Annotated in this window: 25 protein-coding genes and 6 tRNA genes; 21 read left to right on the top strand and 10 right to left on the bottom strand. The window is 41.9% G+C overall.

Features of this window, described 5'->3' with window-relative positions:
• From DPC56_RS02865 to twy1, 3 genes are read right to left on the bottom strand one after another with little or no spacing between them, the layout of a single operon-like run.
• Window positions 1-1086, bottom strand: a complete 1086-nt coding sequence (locus DPC56_RS02865; protein WP_112093565.1) for a hypothetical protein — start codon at window positions 1084-1086, stop codon at window positions 1-3.
• Window positions 1087-1101: 15 nt separating this feature from the next.
• Window positions 1102-1932, bottom strand: coding sequence for a DUF1002 domain-containing protein (locus tag DPC56_RS02860; protein ID WP_112093564.1), 831 nt, complete (start codon window positions 1930-1932; stop codon window positions 1102-1104).
• 15 nt (window positions 1933-1947) lie between these two features.
• Window positions 1948-2865, bottom strand: coding sequence for a 4-demethylwyosine synthase TYW1 (gene twy1 / locus DPC56_RS02855; RefSeq protein ID WP_181454377.1), 918 nt, complete (start codon window positions 2863-2865; stop codon window positions 1948-1950).
• A gap of 265 nt (window positions 2866-3130) precedes the next feature.
• On the opposite strand from twy1, the gene tpiA reads away from it, so the two are divergent.
• The 21 genes from tpiA (at window position 3131) to DPC56_RS02750 (ending at window position 20007) form a co-directional block, all read left to right on the top strand.
• Window positions 3131-3805, top strand: a complete 675-nt coding sequence (gene tpiA / locus DPC56_RS02850) for a triose-phosphate isomerase (RefSeq protein ID WP_112093562.1) — start codon at window positions 3131-3133, stop codon at window positions 3803-3805.
• Between the two features lie 22 nt (window positions 3806-3827).
• Window positions 3828-5048, top strand: a complete 1221-nt coding sequence (locus DPC56_RS02845) for a phosphoglycerate kinase (RefSeq protein WP_112093561.1) — start codon at window positions 3828-3830, stop codon at window positions 5046-5048.
• 73 nt (window positions 5049-5121) lie between these two features.
• Window positions 5122-5195 (top strand) — tRNA-Thr (locus tag DPC56_RS02840).
• Window positions 5196-5210: 15 nt separating this feature from the next.
• Window positions 5211-5285 (top strand) — tRNA-Pro (locus tag DPC56_RS02835).
• A gap of 14 nt (window positions 5286-5299) precedes the next feature.
• Window positions 5300-5373 (top strand) — tRNA-Tyr (locus DPC56_RS02830).
• Window positions 5374-5620: 247 nt separating this feature from the next.
• Window positions 5621-5692 (top strand) — tRNA-Asp (locus DPC56_RS02825).
• Window positions 5693-5700: 8 nt separating this feature from the next.
• Window positions 5701-5774, top strand: a tRNA-Lys gene (locus DPC56_RS02820).
• A gap of 43 nt (window positions 5775-5817) precedes the next feature.
• Window positions 5818-6051 (top strand): DNA-directed RNA polymerase subunit H, encoded by a 234-nt coding sequence (locus DPC56_RS02815; RefSeq protein WP_181454365.1) that lies wholly within the window; start codon window positions 5818-5820, stop codon window positions 6049-6051.
• Between the two features lie 28 nt (window positions 6052-6079).
• Window positions 6080-7624, top strand: coding sequence for a DNA-directed RNA polymerase subunit B'' (locus DPC56_RS02810; RefSeq protein ID WP_112093559.1), 1545 nt, complete (start codon window positions 6080-6082; stop codon window positions 7622-7624).
• A 19-nt stretch (window positions 7625-7643) separates the two neighbouring features.
• On the top strand, window positions 7644-9449 hold the full coding sequence (rpoB, locus tag DPC56_RS02805; protein ID WP_112093558.1) for a DNA-directed RNA polymerase subunit B: 1806 nt from the start codon (window positions 7644-7646) through the stop codon (window positions 9447-9449).
• 21 nt (window positions 9450-9470) lie between these two features.
• The gene (locus DPC56_RS02800) at window positions 9471-12617 is read left to right on the top strand and encodes a DNA-directed RNA polymerase subunit A' (RefSeq protein WP_112093557.1); all 3147 of its coding nucleotides are present in this window, start codon (window positions 9471-9473) and stop codon (window positions 12615-12617) included.
• 20 nt (window positions 12618-12637) lie between these two features.
• Entirely contained in the window at window positions 12638-13798 is a 1161-nt protein-coding gene (gene rpoA2 / locus DPC56_RS02795; protein WP_245923852.1) for a DNA-directed RNA polymerase subunit A'', read from the top strand.
• Window positions 13799-14095 (top strand): 50S ribosomal protein L30e, encoded by a 297-nt coding sequence (locus DPC56_RS02790; RefSeq protein WP_112093555.1) that lies wholly within the window; start codon window positions 13799-13801, stop codon window positions 14093-14095.
• Between the two features lie 5 nt (window positions 14096-14100).
• Entirely contained in the window at window positions 14101-14532 is a 432-nt protein-coding gene (locus tag DPC56_RS02785) for a NusA-like transcription termination signal-binding factor (RefSeq protein ID WP_112093554.1), read from the top strand.
• 15 nt (window positions 14533-14547) lie between these two features.
• Window positions 14548-14973 (top strand): 30S ribosomal protein S12, encoded by a 426-nt coding sequence (locus tag DPC56_RS02780; protein ID WP_112093553.1) that lies wholly within the window; start codon window positions 14548-14550, stop codon window positions 14971-14973.
• A 5-nt stretch (window positions 14974-14978) separates the two neighbouring features.
• Window positions 14979-15539 carry a 30S ribosomal protein S7 gene (rpsG, locus tag DPC56_RS02775; protein ID WP_112093552.1) on the top strand — a complete coding sequence of 187 codons (561 nt, stop codon included), beginning with the start codon at window positions 14979-14981 and terminating at the stop codon, window positions 15537-15539.
• Window positions 15540-15549: 10 nt separating this feature from the next.
• Entirely contained in the window at window positions 15550-17742 is a 2193-nt protein-coding gene (locus DPC56_RS02770; RefSeq protein ID WP_112093551.1) for an elongation factor EF-2, read from the top strand.
• Between the two features lie 99 nt (window positions 17743-17841).
• A complete protein-coding gene (gene tuf / locus DPC56_RS02765; protein ID WP_112093550.1) occupies window positions 17842-19083 on the top strand; it encodes a translation elongation factor EF-1 subunit alpha in 1242 nt (413 codons plus the stop codon).
• 37 nt (window positions 19084-19120) lie between these two features.
• On the top strand, window positions 19121-19429 hold the full coding sequence (gene rpsJ / locus DPC56_RS02760; protein WP_112093549.1) for a 30S ribosomal protein S10: 309 nt from the start codon (window positions 19121-19123) through the stop codon (window positions 19427-19429).
• Between the two features lie 46 nt (window positions 19430-19475).
• A tRNA-Ser gene (locus DPC56_RS02755) sits at window positions 19476-19560 on the top strand.
• Window positions 19561-19599: 39 nt separating this feature from the next.
• The gene (locus DPC56_RS02750) at window positions 19600-20007 is read left to right on the top strand and encodes a GyrI-like domain-containing protein (protein ID WP_112093548.1); all 408 of its coding nucleotides are present in this window, start codon (window positions 19600-19602) and stop codon (window positions 20005-20007) included.
• On the opposite strand, the gene pscS is transcribed toward DPC56_RS02750, so the two are convergent.
• From pscS to DPC56_RS02715, 7 genes are all read right to left on the bottom strand, one after another.
• A complete protein-coding gene (pscS, locus tag DPC56_RS02745) occupies window positions 20004-21143 on the bottom strand; it encodes an O-phospho-L-seryl-tRNA:Cys-tRNA synthase (protein ID WP_112093547.1) in 1140 nt (379 codons plus the stop codon). The two genes, DPC56_RS02750 and pscS, sit on opposite strands and share 4 nt — an antisense overlap.
• On the bottom strand, window positions 21143-21676 hold the full coding sequence (locus DPC56_RS02740; protein ID WP_245923850.1) for an NTPase: 534 nt from the start codon (window positions 21674-21676) through the stop codon (window positions 21143-21145). The genes pscS and DPC56_RS02740 overlap by 1 nt, the downstream gene beginning before the upstream one ends.
• A 1-nt stretch (window position 21677) precedes the next feature.
• Complete coding sequence (locus DPC56_RS02735) at window positions 21678-22670, bottom strand: radical SAM protein (RefSeq protein WP_245923848.1); 993 nt, start codon at window positions 22668-22670, stop codon at window positions 21678-21680.
• A gap of 32 nt (window positions 22671-22702) precedes the next feature.
• Complete coding sequence (locus tag DPC56_RS02730) at window positions 22703-24007, bottom strand: TldD/PmbA family protein (protein WP_112093545.1); 1305 nt, start codon at window positions 24005-24007, stop codon at window positions 22703-22705.
• Window positions 23995-24684 (bottom strand): phosphoglycolate phosphatase, encoded by a 690-nt coding sequence (locus DPC56_RS02725; RefSeq protein ID WP_112093544.1) that lies wholly within the window; start codon window positions 24682-24684, stop codon window positions 23995-23997. Before DPC56_RS02725 ends, DPC56_RS02730 begins: the two co-directional genes overlap by 13 nt.
• A gap of 9 nt (window positions 24685-24693) precedes the next feature.
• Window positions 24694-25740: a hydrogenase formation protein HypD gene (gene hypD, locus DPC56_RS02720; RefSeq protein ID WP_112093741.1), complete on the bottom strand. Its 1047-nt coding sequence runs from the start codon at window positions 25738-25740 to the stop codon at window positions 24694-24696.
• Window positions 25741-25875: 135 nt separating this feature from the next.
• Window positions 25876-26451: DUF11 domain-containing protein (locus DPC56_RS02715; protein WP_146737604.1), on the bottom strand; the 576-nt coding region annotated here is incomplete at its 5' end.

Here is a 26451-nt window from a genome sequence, read left to right as displayed (position 1 = left end):
TCATGATATTCTCCTTTTAACATTTATAGAATGTGCCATTACAAGAGCCGATAATATAATATAGGTAAGGAGTGCTGACGAATTAAATGAACGATTAAACAAGAAAAGGCCGATGATGCTCTGCGTAAGAAAAGCCGAAAGAGAACCTATAAGGATGGCCTCCCTCCCAAGATATCTTTTAATACCATTTAATCTTCTCTCTCTGTATATTTTAAGAACTTTAAATCCTGTGATGGTCACTATAAGCACCCATGATAATAGGAATAAGAGACCGAAATATCCAGCATCAAAGGATACTGCGAATATACCAGGTAGCATATAATCTATATAATCCTTCTTATAGATGAGCACACCATAAAATATATGGTAGGGTAACCCTAACTTGTGGATTAGCGTCACTGGGAGTGTTATATAACCATCAGCCCCGCCTAGACACTCCGACTTCCAATAGCAGGATCCTACTACATGACCCCAAAATGTTGTTTTTGTAAGGACTAACTTTAGACTAGGGATAGTATAATTTTCCAACCTTGCAATCCTAAGAAGTGGACTTAAAACTGGCATGTCAAGTATCTTTGCTAAGAATTCCATGAGTGCGAATCCGCCTATAAGGGCTGATATGAATCCTATGACCGATTTTCTTGTTATCCTCGCACTCCTTTTGAAACTTTTAGACATTATATAATATCCTAGGGCCCCTCCAAGGAACCATAAAAGCAGGAATGATCGGTGCATCAAACCCCCTGCAATTGCTATGACGAAAAATAGGATGTAATTCAGCGTTTTGATAGAAGTTGAACGTATACCAGCCTCTGATAATAAATTTGACGCTGCCAGTACACTAACCCATGATAAGACTGCGAATGGGCCGAATGGGTGTGTGAATTCTTGATGTGTGAATAAAGGTAAAATTAATAGGATGGTATCAACGGAGAATAAGAAGGCGAATAATATTGTGAGAATAGTGCCTAGAAAGAGGACCAAGCTCAGAGAAACTCCTACTAGGTTGAATAATATTACTAAACCTATATGGATTATTATGGCAACTTCTATGATGAACTGGAGGTTGTTCTTTGCTATTAACATGTTAATACTCCTGGATCATGTTGATAATAAATCTATTAGGTAATCATAGCGACTTTGCAACCATGAATATAATTGATCTTCTAATCCACCACCAGTCTCATGTTCCAATCTCTTTTTGAAGTTAGTGGCTAGTCCTTGTACTTTCTGTGAATCTGCGATTACCTGTGATATATCCTCTATCTGGGTACTCTTTAGATCAATATCTCGCTTATCCGCGGCTTGAATGACTATCTCTTTTATCTTCTGAGTATCATTTATATTTTCAGATCCATTTTTAATTTCACTAATTAACTGGGCAATAGTGTCACCATTTTCACCAGTCTCAGTAACTAGTCTGGTCTGGAGGCGCAGTTCCCTAAGGGATGCCTTTTTAACATCATCTGGTATCTCAGTTCCTGTGAGGGTTTCATAAGATTTGAATATGCTCATGAGAGCTGTTTCTCCAGATATTGATAATGGTGCTGAAACCACCACATAACCCTTCTCTATACCAGCAGATTTTAAACTGTTCGCATACATTTGAGGCGTTACATTCTTTATTTTACTCTGATCAACGACTATCGTAAGGTTATCATTGTCCAGATCAACCATTGCACATGAAAATATTTGATCCGGCTTATATACTTCGCCTGTAACATCCTCGGATATCCTATTAACATCCTGGGCCTTGATAACCTCTACACTAACATCTTTTATACTTTTATCTGTTTTTGATTGGAAATAATCTATCATAGCCTTTTTATACTCTGGATTGTTATAAGTGGCCTCTCCTAGTGTGATCGAAAGCCCGGAAACCCCATAAACAAAAAATATGGAAAATATTAAAGTTAATAGGATGTATCTCATTGGAATCCCCCCAATTTAGCTTAATAGTACTACTCTGCTCTCCTTTGATTTGTCGATTATATCCATGTTAGCTAATTTAGCTATTTTATCTGCGAATTCATAAACTTCAAAGAATAATGGCATGTTTTCCATTTCTAATCTTTGACGTGAATATCCAAGATACATGTAAGCTTTTACCTCCACAAAGTCTGGTTGGGCCTTTTTGATAAGGGAAGCGTATGCACTCGGTTTTGTCATGTTTTTCCTGTTGACTGCTGTTATCCTTAGAACTTTTCGACAGTTAAAAGTTGGGAGTAATTCTAAGGATCTGTTTAGATGTTCCCATGCGTTTTCTGTTTGTGGTCGGCAAAGTTTTTTGTGGATTTTCTTGGAGGGTGCATCTAGTGAAATGTATAGTTGGGTGGGTTCTTCTGAAAGACTTTCAAGCGCCTTGTAATTGATGCCATTGGTAACTAGGAATGTTGTGAATTTCCTTTTATGGAATTCTCTGATGAGTTCATTTATCATTGGATATAATAGCGGTTCCCCAGCTAATGATATGGCTGCATTATTGGGTTCTTGTGCTTCAATGAGTTTTTCTTTGTTGGCTTTTTCGTTCCCGAAGAATCCGCAAAGTAAGCTTCTTTGTGCGTTGATACACTCATCTACTATATCTGCTGGTTCATCATAGTCCCCATCCCATTCCGTTTTCGTGTATCTGAGGTCTCTCCAACAGAAAAGACACTTTTGTTGACAGAAGAATACACTTGGGGACATTTGCAAGCACCTGTGGCTTTTGATACCATAAAATTTCTGTTTGTAACATGTTCCTTCATCTAATATGCTCTTTTTTGTCCACAGACAAGTCTTCACTGCTGTATGCGCATTTTTACCAACGAACCTGTACCCCATCCTCTCTAATCTTTTGAGTTTCTCAAATTTTGAAATAAACACATCCATCCACCTAAATAGTTCCCATACTCATACGCAACAGATCAACCAAAGGGAGTACACTCCCTCCAATGTTATCAGTAACCTTGGAGTTGATCTAACATGAGAGTGTGTCAAAGGTTAATAATATTAAGATTTTTCCAACAATAATAATATCTGTGTAGGGTCATAAAAAAGATAATAATAGGAGGGATTATTTAATAGTTTTTATAAAATGATTATATCCATATTAAATTTAGGGGTGGAACAATAATTTGGAGGCTTATCATTGAAATATGATACTCCCATTGTAATATTGAATTTTAAAACTTATATTGAATCTACCGGTGAAAATGCTGTGAATTTAGCCCGTGCTTGTGAACAAGTGGCTGATGAAAGTGGTGTTAATATTGTGGTCGCGCCACAGCATATGGATCTTTTTAGGGTGGCTCAAAGAGTTAAAATACCAGTGGTTGCCCAACATATCGACCCCATAGATGCCGGTGGCCACACTGGTAGCATCCTTTTAGAATGCGCAAAGGAAGCCGGAGCCACAGGAACCCTTATAAATCACTCAGAGAAGCGGATGAAACTCGCAGATGTCCAAAGAGTCATTGAAAAAGTTAAAGAAGCAGACCTCATTAGCATAGTCTGTACAAATAACGTGGATACAAGCGCTGCTGCAGCTGCAATGGGCCCTGATTTCGTAGCAGTGGAACCCCCAGAACTTATAGGATCTGGCATCCCAGTATCCAAGGCAGAACCTGAAGTGGTCACCGGGACCGTGGATGCTGTTAAAAACATAAACCCTAATGTTAAAGTGCTTTGTGGGGCTGGGATATCTACAGGTGAAGATTTTAAAGCGGCCTTGGATCTTGGATCAGAGGGCGTGCTTTTAGCATCCGGTGTCATATTAGCCGATAATCCCCGTGAAGCTCTGTTGGACTTGGTGAGTAAAATATAAGTAACCTTGGGGTGAACATTGAATGTCATTAAATTTCAAGACCATAGATGATCTTGAATTAAATGGTAAAACCGTACTTTTAAGGATCGACATAAACTCGCCTGTAGATCCCCATACAGGGAGAATACTCGATGATACGCGCCTCAGACTTCACTCAGAAACCATAGATGAGCTTGCGGGCATGGAAGCGAAAGTTGTTATATTAGCCCACCAAAGCAGGCCAGGTAAAAAGGATTTCACAACCTTAGAAAAACATGCGGAGATTCTATCAGATATCATAGGACGTCCTGTAAAATACGTGGAGGATATCTTTGGATGCGCTGCCAGGGAAGAAATCTCCAAGATGAAAAAAGGTGATATAATACTCCTAGAGAATGTTCGTTTTTACTCAGAGGAAATCCTAAAAAGGGAGCCTAGAATCCAAGCAAAAACCCACCTTGTCAGAAAACTATCCCCCCTTATCGATTATTATATCAATGATGCATTTGCCGCGGCCCACAGATCCCAACCCTCACTGGTAGGCTTCGCAGTGAAACTACCATCCGCGGCTGGGAGAGTCATGGAAAGGGAATTAAAGATCCTATATAGTGCCCTTGAAAATGTTAAAAGGCCTTGCATTTATGTTCTTGGAGGCGTTAAAGTCGATGACTCCATAAAAGTCATGGAAAATGTCCTAGGGAAGGGTAGTGCTGATTATATATTGACCACGGGTCTTGTGGCTAACGTGTTTTTGAAAGCGGCTAAAATAGATATAGGTAAATGTAACGAGAAACTGATAAAGAAAAGAGGCTACAGTAATCTCATAAAAGTGGCTAGGAAGCTCATGAAAAAATTCAAGGACAAAATACTTATACCAGTCGATGTGGCAGTATGCAAAGATGATAAAAGATTAGATGTTCCCATAAAGGATATCCCAGATCTTCCAATTTATGATATCGGCATAGAAACCATAAAAGTCTATGCAGAGAAGATAAGGAACGCTAAAATGATAGTTGCAAATGGTCCTGCGGGAGTTTTCGAGAACCCAGAGTTTAGTATAGGCACTGAGGATCTGCTTAACGCCATTTCATCATCCTCTGGGTTTTCCATAATAGGAGGCGGCCATTTAGCCGCTGCAGTGGTTCAAATGGGCTTTCAAGATGGTATAGACCATATAAGTAGTGGTGGTGGTGCTGCTATAAGTTTATTGGCTGGTGAGGAATTACCAGCTGTCAAGGTGCTCTGCAATCCCATGAATATTTAAAATATATCATACCTTTATAGCATATTATTTTATACCGTAAAATATTTAAATATTAATGACTAATATGATGAATGCCTCGGTAGCTCAGTCTGGTGGAGCGCGAGACTTGTAATCTCGTGGTCGCGGGTTCAATTCCCGTCCGGGGCTTCACATAATCTTAATGGGACCATAGGGTAGCCTGGTCGATCCTTTGGGCTTTGGGAGCCTGAGACCCCGGTTCAAATCCGGGTGGTCCCATACCATATTATAGACCCGCCTTAGCTCAATTTGGCAGAGCATCGGACTGTAGATCCGAGGGTTGCCGGTTCAAGTCCGGCAGGCGGGACTTTACCCACCTCCCCTACCAATTTTATAAATCCCCACCAGAATACTATAAAAAGGGAAAAATATTTATAAAATGTTACAAGAGATATATAATATTCAACGTTTCTATAGAGTAGATATGATCACACTCCAATTATAGTGTGTGTAGGCTCTCATCAAAAAAATGTTTAAATCCTGATAATAGATGGAGGGTAAAATATTTAAAGGAGTGAGATGGATAAATTGGGATAATCTCATTTTAGAAGATTGCCCTGGTGGTGTAGGGGCTATCATGCGGGCCTGTCGAGCCCGCGACTCGGGTTCAATTCCCGGCCAGGGCGTCCCCATAGGGCCCGTAGCTCAGTCTGGAAGAGCGCTTGGCTTTTAACCAAGTGGTCGCGGGTTCAATTCCCGTCGGGCCCGTTCCCCTGATTCTAGGCCATATTTTTCGTGTGGAGGATAAATTGTGAAGAAGGATATATTAAAACACCAACTGGTACCGGAACATGTTATTTTATCTGAAGAAGAGGCTGAGAAAGTCCTCAAGGAAATGAAAATCCACGCCGAACAACTACCTAGTATAAGAACTGATGACCCTGTAGTGAAAGCTATAGGGGCGAAAGAGGGGGATATACTGAAAATAATAAGGGAAAGTCCAACCGCAGGTAAATTTGTAACATATAGGATAGTTCAAGATTGATCATATTATTATTTTTTGGAGGAAGTCCATGAAAAAAAGTGCATGGAAATTGGTAGATGCGTTTTTTGACAAATACAATCTAGTAGACCACCACCTGGAATCCTACAACGATTTCGTAAACAATAGAATACAGGAGATAATAGATACTAGCGAACCCATCGAATTCGAAGAAGGGAAATATAAGGTGGAGACAGGAAAACTTGAAATAGTGAAACCCTTCATCAAGGAAGCTGACGGATCCACCACTAAAATATTCCCAATGGAAGCCAGACTTAGAAACTTAACCTACCCCGCACATATGAGCCTCGAAATGCGACTTTTAAAAGAAGGGGCTCCAGAGCCAGATTTCGAAAAAGTCTACATCGGAGAATTACCAGTGATGTTAAAATCAGAAATATGTCATCTCCACGGGCTCAAAGAAAAAGAACTCATAGAAAAAGGAGAAGATCCACGAGACCCTGGAGGATACTTCATAGTCAACGGATCAGAAAGATCACTAGTAACTACAGAAGAGATAGCCCCGAACAAGATCATCCTAGAAAGAATGGGTGAAATCGAAGAAAACAGGGCCAGGGCCATTGTAACATCGATAAAAAGTGGGTTCAGGGCCAGGATATCAGTTGAATATAAAAAGCCCAGGAGAAAAGGAGTATACCTACGGATATCATTCCCCTACCTCCCAGGAGAAATACCCCTCGTAATATTACTAAGAGCCCTAGGATTAGCCACAGACGAAGAAATCATAACAAGCATCTCTGACGACTTAAATTATCAGATGGTAGCTACTGATGACATAGAAGTCTCCTCTGAAAAACTCAAAATAGACTATGAGAAATTAGAGGGATTGGACAAGGAAGAACGTCGAGAATACTTGATATTAAGCGCCATTAAATATATTGGTAACCGGGTAGCCAAGGGGATGACAGAAGATTACAGGATAAGAAGGGCGGAAGACGTGATAGACCGCTACTTATTACCCCATATCGGCACCGAACCTGAAAAGAGGATCGATAAAGCAATTTACCTTGCCGAGATGACTGAAATGCTATTACAAGTCATATACGGTGAAAGAGAACCCCATGACAAGGACCACTATACAAACAAGAGATTAAGAGTCTCAGGGGATCTTATGGAAGACCTTTTCAGGGTAGCATTCACAAGTTTAACAAGGGACATGACATACCAGTTGGAAAGGAGCCTTGCAAGGGGCAAAGAACCTTCAGTGAGACAGGCAGTCCGTTCAGACGTCCTCACAGAGAACATAAAACATGCAATCGCCACAGGAAACTGGGTGGGTGGCAGAGCAGGTATAAGCCAGTTACTCGACCGTACAAGTTACATGGGCACACTATCACACCTTCGAAGGGTAGTATCCCCATTAAGCCGAAGCCAACCACACTTCGAGGCCAGAGACCTTCACCCAACACAATTCGGGAAAATATGCCCAAATGAAACCCCAGAAGGCCCCAACTGCGGTCTAGTCAAAAACCTCGCATTAATGGTTAAAATTTCAGAGGGCGCGGATCCACACGAGATAAAAGATGTGATAAAAAAGATGGGGATCATAAACTAAAATGGAGGGGTTTAGTAAAATGACCAAAATTTATATTAACGGAGAACTCATAGGCACTTGCGATGAACCCGAAGAATTCGTCAAGGAGATGAGAGAAAAAAGGAGGCGAGGAGAAGTCTCCCATGAAATGAACATCACATATTATCCTGAAAATAATGAAATCTACATTTTCACAGACCCTGGAAGAGCTAGAAGACCCCTCATAATAGTAAAAGATGGTAAACCACTCCTCACAGAAGAACATCTAGAACTTCTAAAAGAAGGCGAAATTGGATGGGATGACCTGATAAAAGAGGGTGTGATAGAATACTTAGACGCCGAAGAAGAAGAAAACGCTTATATCGCAATGTCAGAAGATGAATTGACAAAAGAGCACACACACCTTGAAATCGACCCTTCAACAATGTTAGGAATATGCGCTGGTATCATACCCTTCGCAAACCATAATTCATCACCAAGAAATACAATGGAGGCGGGCATGACCAAACAAGCCCTAGGCTTCTACGCATCCAATTATAAGCTTAGAACAGATACAAGGGCCCACCTCCTCCATTACCCACAAGAGCCCATTGTGAAGACAAGGATAATAGATGTTATAGGATATGATAATAGGCCCTCCGGACAAAATTTTGTAGTTGCAGTGATGTCCTATGAAGGCTACAATATGGAGGATGCTCTCATCCTAAATAGGGCCTCCCTTGAAAGGGGACTTGCAAGATCAACATTCTTCAGATCCTATGAGGCTTCTGAGAGAAGATATCCTGGGGGCCAGGAGGATCGTTTCGAAATACCCGAGAAGGGTGTGAGAGGTTATCGTTCAGAGAGAGCTTATAGACATCTTGATGAGGACGGGATAGTAAACCCTGAATCAAAGGTTTTCTCTGGCGATGTTCTAATCGGTAAAACATCCCCACCACGTTTCCTTGAAGAGATAGACGAGTTCGGGACTGTTGCTGAGAGGAGGAGGGAGACTTCAGTCACCGTGAGACATGGTGAAAAGGGTGTTGTAGATGCTGTTCTCCTCACGGAAACTGTCGAAGGCAATAGGCTGGTTAAGATACGTTTAAGGGATCAGCGCCAGCCCGAATTAGGTGATAAGTTCGCTTCAAGACATGGACAGAAGGGTGTTGTAGGACTTATAGTGCCAGAGGAGGACATGCCATTCACAGAGGATGGAATAATACCAGATCTTATCATAAACCCCCATGCAATACCCTCAAGGATGTCCGTCGGACAGGTGCTTGAGATGATGGCTGGCAAAGCCGCTTGCATGGACGCTGAGAGAGTTGATGGGACACCATTCACAGGTGAAAAGGAAGAGGATATAAAGGAGGCTCTCCAAGCAAATGGGTTCGAAACCGCTGGGGTTGAAACATTATATGATGGTGTTACAGGTGAAAAGCTCCAAGCAGAAATATTCATAGGAGTGGCATACTATCAGAAACTCCATCACATGACAACAGATAAAGTCTATGCACGATCAAGAGGTCCTGTACAAGTACTTACAAGACAACCCACAGAAGGCCGAGCCAGAGAAGGTGGTCTAAGATTTGGTGAAATGGAAAGAGACTGCCTAATAGCCCATGGAGCGGCATTAACACTCAAGGAGAGACTCCTAGATGAATCGGACAAGTATGAGGCTCTCGTCTGCTCCGAGTGTGGTATGTTAGCAATATACGATCTTATAAGGGGTAAAACATATTGTCCAATCTGTGAAGATTCAGAATCATTCCCAGTTGAAATATCCTATGCATTCAAATTATTATTAGATGAGCTTAAAAGCCTCTGCATATTCCCAAAACTTATCCTAGAAGATAAGGCATAGAAGAAGGGGGAGAGACCAACCTTGAAAGGCATTCTTAAAAAGATTTCCAAGATCGAATTTGGGCTGCTTTCACCAGATGAGATAAGGAAAATGTCAGTAGCCCAGATCATAACACCTGACACATATGATGAAGATGGATACCCCATCGAGAACGGGCTGATGGACCGACGCCTTGGTGTCATAGACCCTGGCTTGAAATGTAAAACATGCGGAGCCAAAGGAGGTGACTGTCCAGGCCACTTCGGCCATATAAATTTCGCAAGGCCTGTAATACATGTTGGATTCGCCGACACTATACATAAGATTCTCAGGTCAACATGTAGAAAATGCGGAAGGATCCTCCTAGATGATAATGAGATAGAGGAGTATACGTCACTATTCCAGGAGGCTATGGAGAGGGAGGAGAACCTTACAGATATCATAAAGGAAGTTTATGATGTTGCAAGGCGTGAAAGGTGCCCGCATTGTGACGAAGACCAAGGAGACATCAAAATAGACAAGCCAGTCTCCATCGTAGAAGAAGACTACAAATTAACAACCGATGAAATCATAGAACTGATAGAAGATATAATTGAAATGCTAGGAGAAGGCCATACACTAACATCACCCGAGCTAACAGAACTACTAGAAAGAAAGTACAGACTAACCACAACCGAAATCAAAAGACTAACCGCAGAACTTGACGAAAACCTAGAAGAGATCATAGAATACATAGAAGAAGTTAAAAGTTTCAGAAGAGTCTTTGAAAAAACTGGTAAAAAATCAACATTCAATGAAATCATAGAATTCCTAGAAAATGAAAGTCCAGAGGAAGTATCAAATAACCAGGCAACCGAATGGATAAACTTCAAAGAAAAAACAAAAATACTAGAAGAATTCGACAAAACCTTAAAAGACGAACCAGAAGTTGGGGAAAGAATCAGGAGACTCCTTGAAATAGTCAGGAAAGTTCAGGAGAGCCCGGAGAAAATCTCAGAGATTAAAGGAGAGTTAAAGGAAATCATAAGGCCACTGGAAGTCTTGGAAAAGATCAGAAGTTTCAGAAAACTCCTTGACATGATCGATTACAAGTTAACTCCAAGTGAAGTCAGAGAATGGCTTGAAAAAGTAACTGACCAAGACTCACTACTCCTAGGAGTTAACCCAGAGGTTGCAAGACCAGAATGGATGGTCCTCACAGTATTGCCAGTTCCACCCGTAACCGTAAGGCCTTCAATCACCCTAGAGACTGGTGAACGTTCAGAAGACGACCTCACACACAAACTTGTCGACATACTAAGGATCAACCAACGCCTCAAGGAAAACATGGAAGCGGGAGCGCCCCAACTCATCATAGAAGACTTATGGGAACTCCTACAATACCACGTGACAACATACTTTGACAACGAAGCATCTGGCGTGCCACCAGCAAGACACAGATCAGGAAGACCCCTTAAAACATTAGCTCAACGACTAAAAGGAAAAGAAGGAAGATTCAGAGGAAACCTTTCAGGTAAAAGGGTTAATTTCTCCGCACGTACAGTAATATCCCCCGACCCAAACATTAGCATAAACGAAGTAGGTGTCCCCGAGATAATAGCCAAAGAAGTCACAGTACCTGTTTACGTGACCGAATGGAACATAGACGAAGTCAAAAAATACATCAAAAACGGGCCAGACAAACATCCAGGCGCAAATTATGTCATAAGACCAGACAACCGCAAAATAAGAATCTATGAGGAAACAAAAGAGGCCATACTCGAAAAAATAGAACCAGGCTACATCGTCGAAAGACATCTAAAAGACGGTGACATCGTATTATTTAACAGACAACCATCATTGCACAGAATGTCAATGATGGCCCACGAAGTCCGCGTATTACCATACAAAACATTCCGCTTAAACCTATGCGTCTGCCCACCATATAACGCCGACTTTGACGGGGACGAGATGAACCTCCATGTCCTACAGACAGAGGAGGCCCGTGCAGAAGCAAAGACCCTAATGAGGGTACAAGAACATATACTTTCACCAAGATTTGGCGGGCCTATAATCGGGGGCATACACGACCACATTTCAGGAGCATACTTGTTAACAAGAAAAGGCACGGAATTCGATGAAGGAGACGCATTCCAACTCCTAAAAAGGGCGGGCATTCCACTACCCGACAGAAAGGGCAGGAAATGGACTGGCAAGGAAATATTCAGCATGGTATTGCCTGATGACCTTAACATGACATACAAAGCAGAAATATGCAGAAAATGTGACGAATGCCTCAAAGAAGAATGTAAATACGACGCATACGTCATAATAGAAAACGGACAATTAAAATCCGGCGTGATAGACGAAAAGGCCTACGGTGCATTCTCAGGCAAAATACTAGACCACATCGTGAAAGAATACGACACAGACAAGGCCCGAGAATTCCTAGATACGGCCACAAAATTGGCCATAGCCGCCATAATGAAAGTAGGATTCACAACAAGCATCAGAGACCAGGAAATACCCAAAGAAGCGAAAGAAAGAATAGAAGCCCACCTAAAAAACGCCGAAAAGAGAGTTGACAGACTAATCGAAGCTTACGAAAACGGCGAACTAGAACCATTGCCTGGGAGAACACTTGAAGAAACACTCGAAATGAAAATAATGCAAGTATTAGGAGAAGCCAGAGACAAATCAGGTGAAATAGCAGAAGAATACTTCGACATGGAAGAGAACCACGCAGTAATAATGGCCCTCACCGGTGCAAGAGGGTCCATGCTCAACCTCACACAAATAACAGCATGTGTTGGCCAACAATCAGTACGAGGAAGCAGAATCACAAGAGGATACAACAAGAGGACGCTACCACACTTCAAAAAAGGCGAACTGGGCGCCAAAGCAAGAGGATTCGTACACTCCAGTTACAAAGAAGGTTTAGATCCGCTGGAATTCTTCTTCCATGCAATGGGGGGAAGGGAAGGCCTTGTTGACACTGCTATCAGAACGGCTCAAAGTGGTTACATGCAGAGAAGACTTGTAAACGCTCTCCAAGACTTAACAGTAACAGATGATGGTATGGTAATCGACAATAGAGGAATTGTAATCCAAAGACTCTACGGAGAAGACGGGGTCGACCCAGCAAAAAGCGATTATGGTGAAATAGTAGACCTTGAAAAACTAGTGGATGAAATTAGGGCAGGTAAATAAATCCCATTGTGGGTGATTTCGTGGAAACATTAGAAAAAGTTAAAAAATTTGTGGAAAAAAAGAATCTTGAATTCCCAGAAAAACTCATATTAGAAATGGCTAGGGTAGTGGAAGAGAAACAGTTAGATGATGATGAACTCAACGAATTGATAGATAGGGCTCATCGAGCATATGAAAGGGCTAAGGTAGAGGAGGGAGAGGCCGTAGGTACTGTTGCAGCGCAGTCTGTTGGCGAGCCAGGTACTCAGATGACAATGCGTACTTTCCACTATGCTGGTGTGGCTGAACTTAATGTTACACTTGGCCTCCCTAGGCTTATAGAGATCGTTGATGCTCGTAAAAAGATTTCAACACCTACAATGGACATATACTTTGAAGAGGATAAAAGGGATGACGAAGAATTTGTGAGAAAAATTGCTAACAAGATTGGTAAAAGCACCCTAAATGATGTTTTGAAGAAGTTTAATATTAATTATGCTGAGATGAACATCGTAGTTGAATTAGACAAGGAAAAGATCAAGGAAAAGAGACTTAACTATGATGATATAATCCAACGTGTAAAAAAAGCTTTTAAGGAAGTAAAAATAAATAATCATATACTAATATTTGAACTTGAACCTTCAAAACGTACTATAAGGGATCTTAGACTTTTAGCTGATAAAGTACGCAACTACCAAATAAGTGGAGTTAAAAATATAGGTAAAGTAGTTGTCAGAAAAGAAGAAGACGAATGGGTAATACATACTGAAGGTTCGAACCTTGGAGCTGTTCTCAAAATAGATGGTGTTGATAAAGTCAGGACAATGACAAATGACATACATGAGATAGAGAAGGTTCTAGGGATAGAAGCGGCAAGGAACGCCATAATACACGAGGCAAAGAAGACAATGGAAGAACAGGGACTCACAGTAGACATAAGACACATCATGCTAGTAGCTGATATGATGACAGCAGACGGCACAGTGAAATCCATTGGAAGACATGGTGTCAGCGGCGAGAAAGCAAGCGTCCTTGCAAGAGCATCATTCGAAGAAACCGGAAAACACCTCCTAAGGGCTAGCATAAGAGGGGAAGTAGATAATCTCAACGGCATCATAGAGAATATTATAATAGGACAACCCATACCATTAGGCACAGGCTCCGTGAGCATTATAATGAAACAAGAGGATAGGAGGAAGTAAATGGACATAGATAGAGGAATAAGAGTAGCCGTGGATACCGGTAATGTTATATTAGGCTCGAAAAAATCCATCCAAAACCTGAAACTAGGTAAAGGCAAACTAGTAATAATAGCCGAAAACGCCCCAGAGGATGTAAAAGAAGACGTAGAATATTATGCTAAACTTTCCAATATTCCCGTCTATGTTTACAATGGGAGTAGCGTTGAATTAGGCTCAGTATGTGGTAAACCATTCACTGTCACTACTCTCCTCATACAAGATCCTGGTGACTCAACAATACTAGAAATAGTGGGGTAGATTCCGTGAATATAAAATTCACCACAAACGAGATAAGATACATTGCACTCTTCGAAAGCATGACTGGTGCAATGGTAAAAGATTGTATAGTGGATGATAAAAATGGGAAGATAACATTCCTTGTTAAAAAAGGAGACATGGGACTCGCCATCGGTAGAAGAGGCAGCAACGTGGCCAAGGTCCAGAAGGCCGTTGACAAGGGTGTTGAAGTAATTGAACACTCAGACGATCCCGTTGAATTCATAGCCAACCTCTTCGCCCCCATCAAACTGAGGAGTATAAGAATACTCCAAAGAGATAATGGGGAGAAAATAGCCACTATAGAAGTAAACCCAAAGGATAGAAGGGCAGTAATAGGGAGAAGGGGCCAGAATATTGAAAGAGCCAGGATATTAGCAAGGAGACAGCATAACATAAGTAACATCATAATTAAATAATGGAGGGAATCACACTTGCCAGGACTTTTCGCAGCAAAAAAGCTCAAAAAAGACAGACAAAAGTTTAGATGGAAAGACCCACAATATAAGAGAAGAGCATTACGCTTAGATGTTAAAGCAGACCCCCTTGAAGGAGCACCACAGGCAAGGGGGATAGTAATAGAAAAAGTTGGTATAGAGGCAAAACAGCCAAACTCAGCTATAAGAAAATGTGTAAGGGTCCAACTTATCAAAAACGGTAAACAGATAACCGCATTCGCCCCTGGAGATGGTGCGATCGGTTTCATCGACGAACACGACGAAGTAATCGTGGAAGGTATAGGAGGCCCTGCTGGAAGAGCAATGGGTGACATTCCAGGCGTCCGCTGGAAGGTCACTAAAGTCAATAATGTGTCACTCCAAGAAATGGTTAAGGGTAAGATAGAGAAACCAGTGAGGTAATACTTATGAGTTTAGTCTTTGATAAATGGGATACAAAAGAGGTGAAAGTCGAAGACAAGGGACTGGCCAAATACATCTCCCTAGCAGATGTACTAGTCCCACATACAATGGGAAGACACGTGAAAAGACAATTCGCAAAATCAAAGGTTTCAATAATTGAAAGACTAATAAACAAGGTCATGAGAACAGAAAAAAACACTGGAAAAAAGAATAAAGCATACAAGATCGTTAAAAAGGCATTTGAGATAATAAACCAGCAGACCAAGAAGAACCCAATAGAAGTCCTAGTTAAGGCCATAGAGAACACATCCCCAAGAGAGGAGACAACAAGGATAAAATATGGGGGTATAGCCTACCAAGTCGCCGTTGACGTGTCCCCACAACGCAGACTCGACTTATCCTTGAACTTCCTCACAAAGGGTGCCATGCAAGCAGCCTTCAAAACCAAGAAATCAATAGAGGAATGCCTAGCCCAAGAGATCATATTAGCCTCAGAGTATGATACAAGAAGCTTCGCAATCCAAAAGAAAGAAGAAAAAGAAAGAATAGCCAGATCAGCACATTAAGGTGATTTTAGTGAGTAGACGTGCTAAAATGATTAGTAAGATCAAAGAATTAATGTACAAACCAGATTACATCCGAAACATTGGCATAGTCGCCCACATAGACCATGGAAAAACAACACTATCAGACAACCTACTAGCCGGCGCAGGGATGATATCAGCAGAACTAGCAGGCGACCAGTTATTCCTAGACTTCGACGAACAAGAACAGGCAAGGGGTATAACTATTGATGCAGCTAACGTATCCATGGTCCACCCATACAATGGCAAAGAATACCTCATAAACCTCATAGACACCCCAGGACACGTAGACTTTGGAGGGGATGTTACACGTGCAATGAGAGCTGTTGACGGTGCAGTGGTCGTGGTCTGCGCAGTCGAAGGTGTGATGCCCCAGACAGAAACAGTACTAAGACAAGCCCTCAAAGAACACGTGAAACCAGTACTATTCATAAATAAAGTGGATCGTCTAATAAACGAACTCAAACTCAAACCAGAAGAACTCCAAGAAAGATTCATAAAAATAATAAGCCAAGTAAACAAGCTAATCAAAAGCATGGCACCCAAAGAATTCAAAGAAAAATGGCAAGTAAGGGTAGAAGACGGGAGCGTGGCCTTTGGATCAGCCTACTACAACTGGGCCATAAACGTCCCAATAATGCAAGAAACTGGCATAACCTTCAAGGACATATACCAATACTGTAAAGAAGACAGACAAAAAGAACTAGCCCAGAAAGTCCCCCTACACAAAGTACTCCTCGGAATGGTCGTAGAACACCTGCCAAGCCCGTCAGAATCCCAAACTTATAGAGTACCCGTCATATGGCAAGGAGACCTAGAAAGTGGAGAAGGCCAAGCAATGCTCAAAACAGACCCCAATGGGCCCCTAGCAGTCATGATAACAGATGTTAGGATAGATAAACATGCTGGTGAAGTGGCGACTGGTCGTATATTCGGTGGGACCATCAAAAAGGGTGATGAGATATTCCTTGTAGGATCCCATACCACCTCCAGGGTCCAACAGGTCGGAGTCTACATGGGCCCAGAGAGGATAAACACTGATGTGGTCCCAGCTGGTAACATTGTGGCAATAACCGGTGCCAAGAATGTGGTTGCAGGTGAAACAATATGCGATACCGAGAGGAAAATAGAAGCGTTTGAGAGCCTAGAACACATTTCAGAGCCTGTTGTCACAGTAGCAGTTGAAGCAAAGAACACAAAGGATCTTCCAAAACTTATAGAGGTATTGAGGCAGATAGCCAAAGAAGATCCGACAGTAAAAGTCGAGATAAACGAGGAAACAGGTGAACACCTCGTATCTGGGATGGGTGAATTACACCTTGAAATAATCGCCTATAGGATAAACGAAAAAGGTGTTGAAATAGAAACCTCAGAGCCCATAGTAGTTTACAGGGAGACTGTCATGGACACTGCAGGGCCGGTTGAGGGCAAATCACCCAACAAACATAACAGATTCTATATAACCATAGAACCATTGGAGGAGTCAGTATTCAAAGCCATACAGGATGGTCAGATCAAAGAGGGTAGGATAAAAGGAAAAGAAATGGCGAATAAATTCATAAAAGCGGGCCTAGACAAAGAAGAGGCTAGAAGAGTATGGGACGTATATGAAAAGAACCTCTTCATAAACATGACAAGAGGTATACAATACCTTGATGAGATAAAAGAGCTCATATTAGACGGTTTTGAAAGTGCGATAGATGATGGTCCACTAGCAAAGGAAAAGGTGATGGGCGTTAAAGTAAAACTCGTGGATGCTAAAATCCACGAGGACGCCGTGCACAGGGGACCCGCACAGGTGCTCCCCGCGGTTAGAAGGGCTATGTATGCTGCTATGATGATGGCTGAACCTAAGATCCTCGAACCAATACAGAAAGTTTTCATAAACGTTCCACAAGAATACATGGGTAACGCTACAAGGGAGATACAGAACAGGCGCGGTCAAATCTTAGATATGAGCCAAGAGGGTGACATGGTAACAGTAGAGGCTAAGGTTCCAGTTGCTGAAATGTTCGGCTTCGCAGGGGACATCAGATCAGCCACAGAAGGAAGATGCCTCTGGTCCACTGAAAACGCAGGATTTGAGAAATTACCTGATGAACTCCAAAAAACCATCATAAGAGAGATAAGAACCAGGAAAGGATTATCACCCGAACCATATGGTGCTGACCATTACCTCAGCTAAAAAAGCACATAAATTTATATAATAAGATAATAAATATAGGAGATTTAACCCCCAATAAGGTCAAACTTCAAATCATCACAGAATATTGGAGGTAATATTATGGCTAAAGAGAAAGAACACATAAACTTGGCATTTATTGGACACGTAGACCATGGAAAATCCACACTTGTAGGTCACCTTCTCCTACAAGCAGGAGTCATCACTGAACAGCAACTAGCTGAAGGAGAAGACAAATTCAGATATGTTATGGACAGATTAGCAGAAGAAAGGGAAAGAGGACTGACAATAGACCTCGCACATACAAAATTCGAAACAAAAAAATATGAATTCACAATCGTGGATTGTCCAGGCCACCGCGACTTCGTTAAAAACATGATCACAGGAGCTTCACAAGCAGACGCTGCAGTACTAGTCGTGGCAGCAGACGATGGTGTGATGCCACAGACAAAAGAACACGTATTCCTTGCAAGGACACTCGGCATAGACCAGTTAATCGTCGCGATAAACAAGATGGACCTAGTAGATTACAGCGAAGACAGATACAATGAAGTTAAAGATGAAGTGAGCGAACTCATCAAGACAGTCGGTTACAAGCCCAATGAAGTCCCATTCGTGGCAGTCTCAGCATTCGTAGGCGACAACATAACCCAAAAGAGTGATAAAACACCATGGTACAAGGGCCCCACAATAGTCGAGGCATTAGACCAGTTAAACCCACCAGAAAAACCAGTGGACTTACCATTAAGGATACCAATCCAGGATGTATATTCCATCACAGGAGTGGGAACAGTACCCGTTGGCAGGGTTGAAACCGGAGTTCTAAAGACTGGTGACAATGTCATCTTCGAACCACCAGGCGTTGGCGGAGAAGTCAAATCCATAGAAATGCACCATGAACGTATAGAACAGGCAGAACCCGGTGATAACATAGGATTCAATGTGAGAGGTGTTGGAAAGAATGATATAAGAAGGGGTGACGTAGCAGGACATCCTGACACGCCACCAACAGTCGCGAAACAATTCACAGCCCAGGTAGTCGTATTACAACACCCAGGGGTTATAACAGTAGGATACACACCGGTATTCCACTGCCATACAGCTCAGGTCGCATGCACATTCACAGAACTCGTCCAGAAGATAAACCCTGCAACTGGTGAAGTGCAAGAAGAAAACCCAGACTACCTCAAAACTGGAGACGCTGCAGTGGTTAAAATACAACCAACCAAACCACTCGTAATAGAAAAGATCAAGGACATCCCACACATGGGAAGATTCGCCATAAGGGACATGGGACAGACAGTCGCAGCTGGGATGTGCATAGACCTAGTACCAGCAAAATAAAACGCTCCCCCATATTATATTTTTTTGGAGGATGTAAATGCAGAAGGCACGGATTAAACTCACAGGAACTGACCCAAAAAAATTAGAATACGTTTGTGAACAGATAAAGAAGATAGCAGAGAGAACCGGAGTTGACATATCAGGTCCCATACCCCTCCCCACTAAGAGGCTTATAGTACCAACCCGTAAATCCCCAGATGGTGAGGGAACCGCTACTTGGGAAAAATGGGAGATGAGAATACATAAGAGACTCGTGGGGATAGAAGCCGATGAAAGGGCCATGCGCCAGGTCATGAAAGTGAACGTACCAGATAATGTTAGTATAGAAATAGAACTTAAGGGCTAAGAGCAGCCCTTCCCTATCATTGTAGTTTGTGATCCTTTTTTTATGTGCCGGGATAGCCTAGCCAGGTAAGGCGCGGGACTTGAGATCCCGTGGAGCTTTGCTCCTCCTGGGTTCAAATCCCAGTCCCGGCGTCCCAAAAAATCATTTTATTCTCTCTTGGGTGTGCTGTCATGATAAAGACTAAAATGGTCCCTGATGAGCTTATAGCTGTTATAAGTTATACTGGCTGTTTTAAGAAGACCAAAAAGTTACTTCAAGAACTCGAGGAATGGCTTAGGGAGTATAAGGTCAAGATTGGGGGTTCTGGTTTTGTGATATTCTATACTAGCCCCTTTGAGGATGAGGGAAGATATGATGTGGGGTTCCCTATAGAGGAGGAGGTCGAGGGTACTGATCGTGTGAAGATTGTGACTATCCCCAAGCATAGGGTTTTATACACTTTCTATAAAGGTTCGGGTAGGGGAGCTGCTTATGATTCTCTCATAGATTTTGTTGAAGAGAATAAGATAGATGTTATAGGTTCACCGAGGGAGATATATCATGGGAGTAGAGTGGAGATACAGTTTCCCATAATCTAGGATTTTTGGTATTTTTCTATGATATCTTTGAAGGCGTTGATTATATATTCTACTTGTTCCATGGTCATGGCATATACGCTGCATTTGAACCATCGTGTCTGACCCCTCTTTATACCAACTATTTTCCTCTTTTTAAGCTCCTCATATAAGAAAAAGCCCCTTCTTGGATGTGAACGTGCTATACTATCGAATATGGGTGTTTCAAATCTTACCAGGTCGTGCTCTTTTGGCTTAACCCCTAATTGTATTATTTCCCCTAATTTTTCCATTTCTTTTATAAAGTGTCTTGTTTTTTTAATTTCATCGTTCCATCTGTGTACTCTTTCTTTCACGTGTGGGAATGATGCCATCAGTGTTGCTATTGGAGCACCTCTACTTGTACAGCCTAACATTTCGATTTCCTTTTTTTCGTGACGCTCAGATTTTTTAAGTATGATGTCCTCCCATTCGCTGGTCATGCCAAGCACTCCTATAGGCCCGGAGGCTGCCATGCTCTTGTGTCCGCTGCCAACAATGAAATCGGCACCTATCTCCTTGGCGTCTATTGGCATTCGACCCATGGAGTATGCGCAATTTAATAATAGTGGGACGCCTAATCTTCTGCAAATAGATGCTATTGTTTTTGCATTTGTAAGGTTTCCATAGTCTCCGTCGACGTGTGTTAAAACTGCTAGTTTGATCTCTGTCTTGTCGATGGCGTCTTCTAGTACTTGTTTGTAGGTTTCTGGTTTTATTTCGAATGTTGGATATCCATTGTTGGGTGCTTCGATGATTTTAAGGCGGTTTCTTTCGGCTGCTAAATGTGTGGTATAGTGCGCGTTCCCATCTGTTACTATAGTATCCCCTTTGTCGCAGATGGCGTGCATCACGGCAAATTTTCCTTCTCTCGCACCATGGACTGTTCTTACAATGTCAATGTTTATGAAGTCTGCGAGATCCTCAAGGAATCTTGTGATGTCTGGTTTTCTTATCTGATCTAGTCTTCCTTCACAATAATCACATATACTATAACCATCTGAGAATTCATAAAGTGCTTCACGGGCATCTGCTGGGAGGACACCACCCCTCTGGAGGGGGTTTAAGTTTAGGTTTTCCCTTTCAATGGCTCTTGCAAGCCCATAATCGTCACATTCCATTATTTTCCCTCTATTATGCTTTTTATCTCTTCGTATACTATTTCACGATTTTTTGGGTCGATTTTGAATATTTGCACGTCTTCTCTATCCTTTATGTTCTGGATGAGTTTCCTGTGGAAGGCTGCTATCACTGTCTTGTCGCTTGAAAACGCTTCTTCCACTTTAACTAGGAAGTTTGGGTCTTTAAGTTCCATTGGCGCGACCTCATCTATTATGATGTAATCCGCGGATTTAATGGCTTTTTCGATCCCGGGTATGCCCACCCTCTTGATCGTCTCAAGGTTAACACCATAGGATCCTACCCTCGGCCCTGGAGCTCCCTTTTCTGCTAGTATACCCCTTTCATTGGTCATTATATCTATTATCTCGAAGCCTATCCTCTTTTTACCTTCTCTTATTTCTGGTGTGAATATTCCACCTATGCTAGCCCCCTTTTTTTCTAGATAGTTTTTTATTTTTTTGATTAGTGTTGTCTTCCCAGATCCGGGTTTTCCTGTTATTATGATATTCAATCTTTTTATCCTCCACATCATTTTATAGTAGGTTGGCGAGGCCTAGTTCCCTTGCATATTCCCTTGCTGTGTGGATTTCTTCTCTTGTAGGGTATCTGTCTATCCTGGGGTATTCCATGGCATGGTATACCGGCCTGTATTGTCCCATTATATTAACTGGGGTGTTTTTGCCTAGTTTGTCGGCTATCCATGATAGTATGGGTATTGTGCAACATTCAATGTGCCCTGGGAGTACAAGATGTCTTATTATCATATCAGCCGATTCTTTGGCTAGTAGGTGGTTCCTTGTGGCTATTTCCCAGTAATTGTCCACGTCCGCTAGTGTTTTGGCGCATTTGTCGTTTCCGAATTTGAAATCTGTTAAGTATAAGTCTATGATACCATCTAGTAGGTTCATGGCCTCTTTTGACATGTAGAAGTTGCTGTTCCATATTATGGGGATGTTTTCTTTGCATTTTGAGATGACTTTTAGGATGTAGTTAAGGTTGGGTGTGGGGTCTCCCCCGACAAAATTTACATTGAATGATCCTCTTCGCCTCTTTTTATCTATTATGTCTGCGAGTTTCCCAGGTTTTATGTGGACGCCTCCTTGGGGATTTTGGGATATGTCCCAGTTTTGGCAGAATACGCAGTGGAATGTGCAACCTGAAAAGAATATTGTATGACTTGGGACGAGTGGTGCTTCTTCTCCGAAGTGTAAAAATTCTGATGCTATCCTGGCTTCTAGTACGCCGCAGTATCCTGGTTCTTTTTTGCGGTTGACATAGCAGCGTCTTTCGCAAAAATGACATGATTTAAATATGTTGTCTGCTATTTTTATCTTCAAATCTAGGAATGATGTCTCATGAGATCTTATGGTCTGTTTTTCATAATACTCTTTGAACTTTCTGCGGATTCTTTCGTGTTCGTCCCATAATTTGTCTTTTGGCACGTCCTTGGCCTTTATGGATGCTGCTATTTTAAATCGTGCAAGTTTTTTATCTTCTCTTATAAGATGGTAATCTTCTAGCATCATATATTATATGGGGGGTCTCTGCCTTTTGTATGTTATCCTCCAATAACCCTTATGGTTTCTATGAATATCCTTGGTGTTATGAAGGCTCCTATTTGCCTTATCTTGGAGTCTATCATTTTTACCTGTTTTAGGATGTTGAAGAGGTTACCTGAAATCATGGCTTTTTTTATTGGATATTTTATCTCCCCATTTTCTATGAAGAATGGGTTGTTAGCTTCCAATGAGAAGTCTCCGGAAATCGGGTTGGCTGTGTGGGCGCCGAGAACATCAGTTACGAGCATACCCCTTTCGATATCATCAACTGTTATTTTATCCTGGAAGTCTAGGATGATGTTAGTGGTTGAAACTGTTGGTATGCTTGAGAATGATGGTCTTATACCATTACCAGTACTTTTAACGTTTCCCTTGGAGGCTGTATAGAGGTCATATATGAAATTTTTTAGTATTCCTTTTTCTATTATGGGTGTGCGTTGTGATGGCGTGCCTTCATCATCCATAGGGGCTGAGTAGAGGCCCCCTGTTATTCTCCCATCATCATATATGTTCATGGTTAGGTTCGCTATTTCTTCCCCGATTTTGTCTGCAAGGTATGATCTTCCCCTTTGGACGTTATCGGCGTTTATTGCTGATGTGAATGTCGCGAGAATGCCATTTATGGCGTGATAGTCTAATAGTATGCTCAAATCGCCCGTATCAATTTTTTCGCCTCCAATGGAATCTTTAGCTATCTTGCAGGCAGTCTGGGATATCTTTTCCGGTTCTATGCTCATTAGGCATGATGCATCAGATTCATAGGCTGTAGATTTAAGGTCACCTTCCTTGGCATTAACTGATATGTGGGCAGAAAATCCCGTGCTCTTGTATTCGCTCTCAACCCCATTGGAATTTAATAGGAGGGTTTCCAAGTGGCTTGCGGTGAAGCCGCCACTGGTAGGCTCACAACCTTCATCAAAAACCTTATCTATCATTCTCTCAGCGAATTCATGGGCATCTGAAACTTCAAGATCGTGAAATCTTTTATCATAGATTTTTTTCACTTGCGGATAATGTGATGGTTTGGAAAATTTGAAATTTTCATCTGCTTCATTCGCTCCCATGTTAGAGACGGCCATTTTTATTGTTTCTTTTATTCGGCGCATGTCTGTGGTGTAAGCGAAACCCATCTTTTTATCTTGTATGACCCTTAAGCCGAGGCCTGTTAAATGTTGTTCCTTTGCAAGGTCTATTTTATCCCTTTGAATGTCGACTTCTAATGTTTCCTCCTTTTGCACATATACTTCCACATTCGGGGCATGTTTAAGAGCTTCTTTGAATGTTTTTTCTGCTATATCATACAATCTATCCCCCTCCGTTGGAATATGAATTTTTCAAGTGCTTCTGCCACCCCATCACCATATTCCTTGGTTGTCACATAATCTGCCATCTCTTTAAGTTGGGGGTCTGCATTTGCAACTGCAACCTTTAACCCGGCCACTTTGAGGAAGTCGATGTCGTTTTCACTATCTCCTATCGCCATTATATCATCTGTTTTGAGTCCCATGTCTTTTGCGACTATTTTAAGTGATGAGCCTTTATTGACTTGTGGATCTGTAAGGTGAATTGCAAATTTTGTATCATAGACTTCAATGTCAAAATCCCTTAAAGTTTCTTTTATGATATCTTCAGGTATTGTCCGCCATATGGCTATCTCAGAAACTCTGAATTCTGAAAATTGAACCTTTTCTACAGGATAAAAACTTCTAAGGTGCTTATATGCTCTTTCAGCCTTTTTAATATCACCCAGTACTTTAACTTTCCCCCTAGAGTATATTACACCACCATTTTCTGCTACAAGACCCCCGGAGGTTCCTATAAGTACAGAAGTTGCCCTAGTGAAACATAGAATGTTACCAGTGACAAGTATAACGGGCACTCCAAAGGATTCGGCCTTCCTCAACGCCTTAAGGGCGGGTATGCTCAACTTCCTTGTTGGGTCAGTTATGGTACCATCAATGTCCACAGCAATTGCCCTCATAATCTATCCTCAAAATGAACTATAACGGTACGCAATATTACACGTCCCCTCCCTTGAAACCATACATGCACCAACAGGGTTAGTTGGTGTGCACTCGCTCCTAAAAAGCGAACAATCCTCAGGCCTCGCAACACCCCTTAATACAGCACCACAAATACAACCTGTGGGACATTCAACCACATCCCCTAATTCTATATCAAACTTCTCCCTAGCATTAAAATCCGAAAATTCATCTTTTATCTCATATACAGAATCCGGGATCTCAGGGAAGCCCCTCCACTCCCTACTCGTAACAAAGAAAACTTCTCTCATAACCTCCTGAGCTTTAACGTTACCTTCCTCCCTGACAACTCTCCTATACTCATTCTCAACCTTGGCCTCACCATTTCTAATCTGACGAAGTATCATATAAACTGCCAATAGAACATCAATCGGGTTGAAACCCGCTATAACCTGAGGTATCCCATAATCCCTTGAAAACGGAATATAAGGCCTTGTACCTATTATAGTGGAAACGTGCCCAGGCTCTATAAGACCATCCAAATTCACTTCCCCAGATTCTATGAGAAACTTTAAGGCTGGAGGTATTAAACGATGACATGAAAGAACCGAAAAATTTTCTGGCGGATCCGACAAGATTGCAGAAGCTGTTGTGGGCGCTGTCGTCTCGAAACCCGCTGCCATGAAAACAACTTCACGGTCAAGGTTCTTCGCGATTTCAACAGCATTATTCACACCATAGACTATTCTAACATCAGCACCCTCAGCCTTTGCATCAGCAAGAGAACCATAAGATCCCGGGACGCGGAGCATGTCTCCAAATGTCGTGATGGTAACGCCTTGCCTTGCAAGTTCCACACACTCATCAATTTCCCTCGCAGGAACGCAACATACTGGGCATCCAGGCCCCGCGACAACTTCAACCTCCTCTGGTAAAAGGGATCGTATACCATGTTGCATTATTGTATGTTCATGGGATCCGCAGACATGCATTATCTTAACTGGCCGTGAAATTTTATTTATCCTTGATACTATCTCCCTTGAAAGATCCTTCATAACATCACCGGGGAATAATCCAGTTGAAATCATTATCTCACATAAAAGGCATATATACTTGATGTATAATGTGCAATTACAAAAAATTTAAAATTATGATATCCACAAAAAAGGAAAAAAGGGGGAGAAATTCTATTATACTTTTCTTGAAACTGCGAATCCACCGATAATTGACAGTACTGCTAATAACATCAAGGATAATGAAGTTCCTGTTGGTTGCATTGGAACTTCACCCGGCCCTGGTGGTTTCGGCGGTTTTGGCGTTGGCTTTTTGCCTACTTTTATCGTCACAGAATCCCTGTTATTACTTGGATTTGGATCATCTATGTCACTTGTCACGGTAGCCACATTAGTTATGCTGGTGTTGCTTGCCACAACCTTGGCTATGATATCCAAGGTTGCCACAGCACCATTTGCTAACTCGCCGATGGTCCAGATGCCAGTAGTTTCATTGTAGCTTCCCTGTGAAGCGTTTGCACTCAAGAATTGTAATCCGGCTGGTAACAAGTCAGTTACCCTAACATTCACTCCAGTATCTGGTCCATTGTTTGTAACAGTTAAGGTGAATTTGACAGTGTCCAGGTAATTAACCACTGTCTGGTTAGCAACTTTAGTGATGGCAAGGTCTGCTGCTGGTGGCACAGTGATAGTCGCATTAGCTCTGTTGTTGCTCATGTCTGGGTCGTATATGTCGCTTGAAACATTCGCCAC

Origin of the sequence: Methanothermobacter tenebrarum (assembly GCF_003264935.1) — an archaeon.
Taxonomy (GTDB): Archaea; Methanobacteriota; Methanobacteria; order Methanobacteriales; family DSM-23052; genus Methanothermobacter_A; species Methanothermobacter_A tenebrarum_A.
Note: the sequence above shows the minus strand (reverse complement) of the source record. Positions and strands in the feature narration are given on the sequence as shown.

What these genes read in the sequence shown, in the direction of transcription:
- rpsJ (WP_112093549.1), top strand. Translation starts at nt 19,121, where the DNA reads ATGCAGAAGGCACGGATTAAACTCACAGGAACTGACCCAAAAAAATTA.
- rpoB (WP_112093558.1), top strand. Translation starts at nt 7,644, where the DNA reads ATGACCAAAATTTATATTAACGGAGAACTCATAGGCACTTGCGATGAA.
- DPC56_RS02735 (WP_245923848.1), bottom strand. Translation starts at nt 22,670, where the DNA reads ATGATGCTAGAAGATTACCATCTTATAAGAGAAGATAAAAAACTTGCA.
- pscS (WP_112093547.1), bottom strand. Translation starts at nt 21,143, where the DNA reads ATGGAATGTGACGATTATGGGCTTGCAAGAGCCATTGAAAGGGAAAAC.
- DPC56_RS02740 (WP_245923850.1), bottom strand. Translation starts at nt 21,676, where the DNA reads ATGATGTGGAGGATAAAAAGATTGAATATCATAATAACAGGAAAACCC.
- DPC56_RS02860 (WP_112093564.1), bottom strand. Translation starts at nt 1,932, where the DNA reads ATGAGATACATCCTATTAACTTTAATATTTTCCATATTTTTTGTTTAT.
- DPC56_RS02790 (WP_112093555.1), top strand. Translation starts at nt 13,799, where the DNA reads ATGGACATAGATAGAGGAATAAGAGTAGCCGTGGATACCGGTAATGTT.
- DPC56_RS02865 (WP_112093565.1), bottom strand. Translation starts at nt 1,086, where the DNA reads ATGTTAATAGCAAAGAACAACCTCCAGTTCATCATAGAAGTTGCCATA.
- hypD (WP_112093741.1), bottom strand. Translation starts at nt 25,740, where the DNA reads ATGAAGGATCTTTCAAGGGAGATAGTATCAAGGATAAATAAAATTTCA.
- rpsG (WP_112093552.1), top strand. Translation starts at nt 14,979, where the DNA reads ATGAGTTTAGTCTTTGATAAATGGGATACAAAAGAGGTGAAAGTCGAA.
- DPC56_RS02725 (WP_112093544.1), bottom strand. Translation starts at nt 24,684, where the DNA reads ATGAGGGCAATTGCTGTGGACATTGATGGTACCATAACTGACCCAACA.
- DPC56_RS02845 (WP_112093561.1), top strand. Translation starts at nt 3,828, where the DNA reads ATGTCATTAAATTTCAAGACCATAGATGATCTTGAATTAAATGGTAAA.
- tuf (WP_112093550.1), top strand. Translation starts at nt 17,842, where the DNA reads ATGGCTAAAGAGAAAGAACACATAAACTTGGCATTTATTGGACACGTA.
- DPC56_RS02810 (WP_112093559.1), top strand. Translation starts at nt 6,080, where the DNA reads ATGAAAAAAAGTGCATGGAAATTGGTAGATGCGTTTTTTGACAAATAC.
- DPC56_RS02750 (WP_112093548.1), top strand. Translation starts at nt 19,600, where the DNA reads ATGATAAAGACTAAAATGGTCCCTGATGAGCTTATAGCTGTTATAAGT.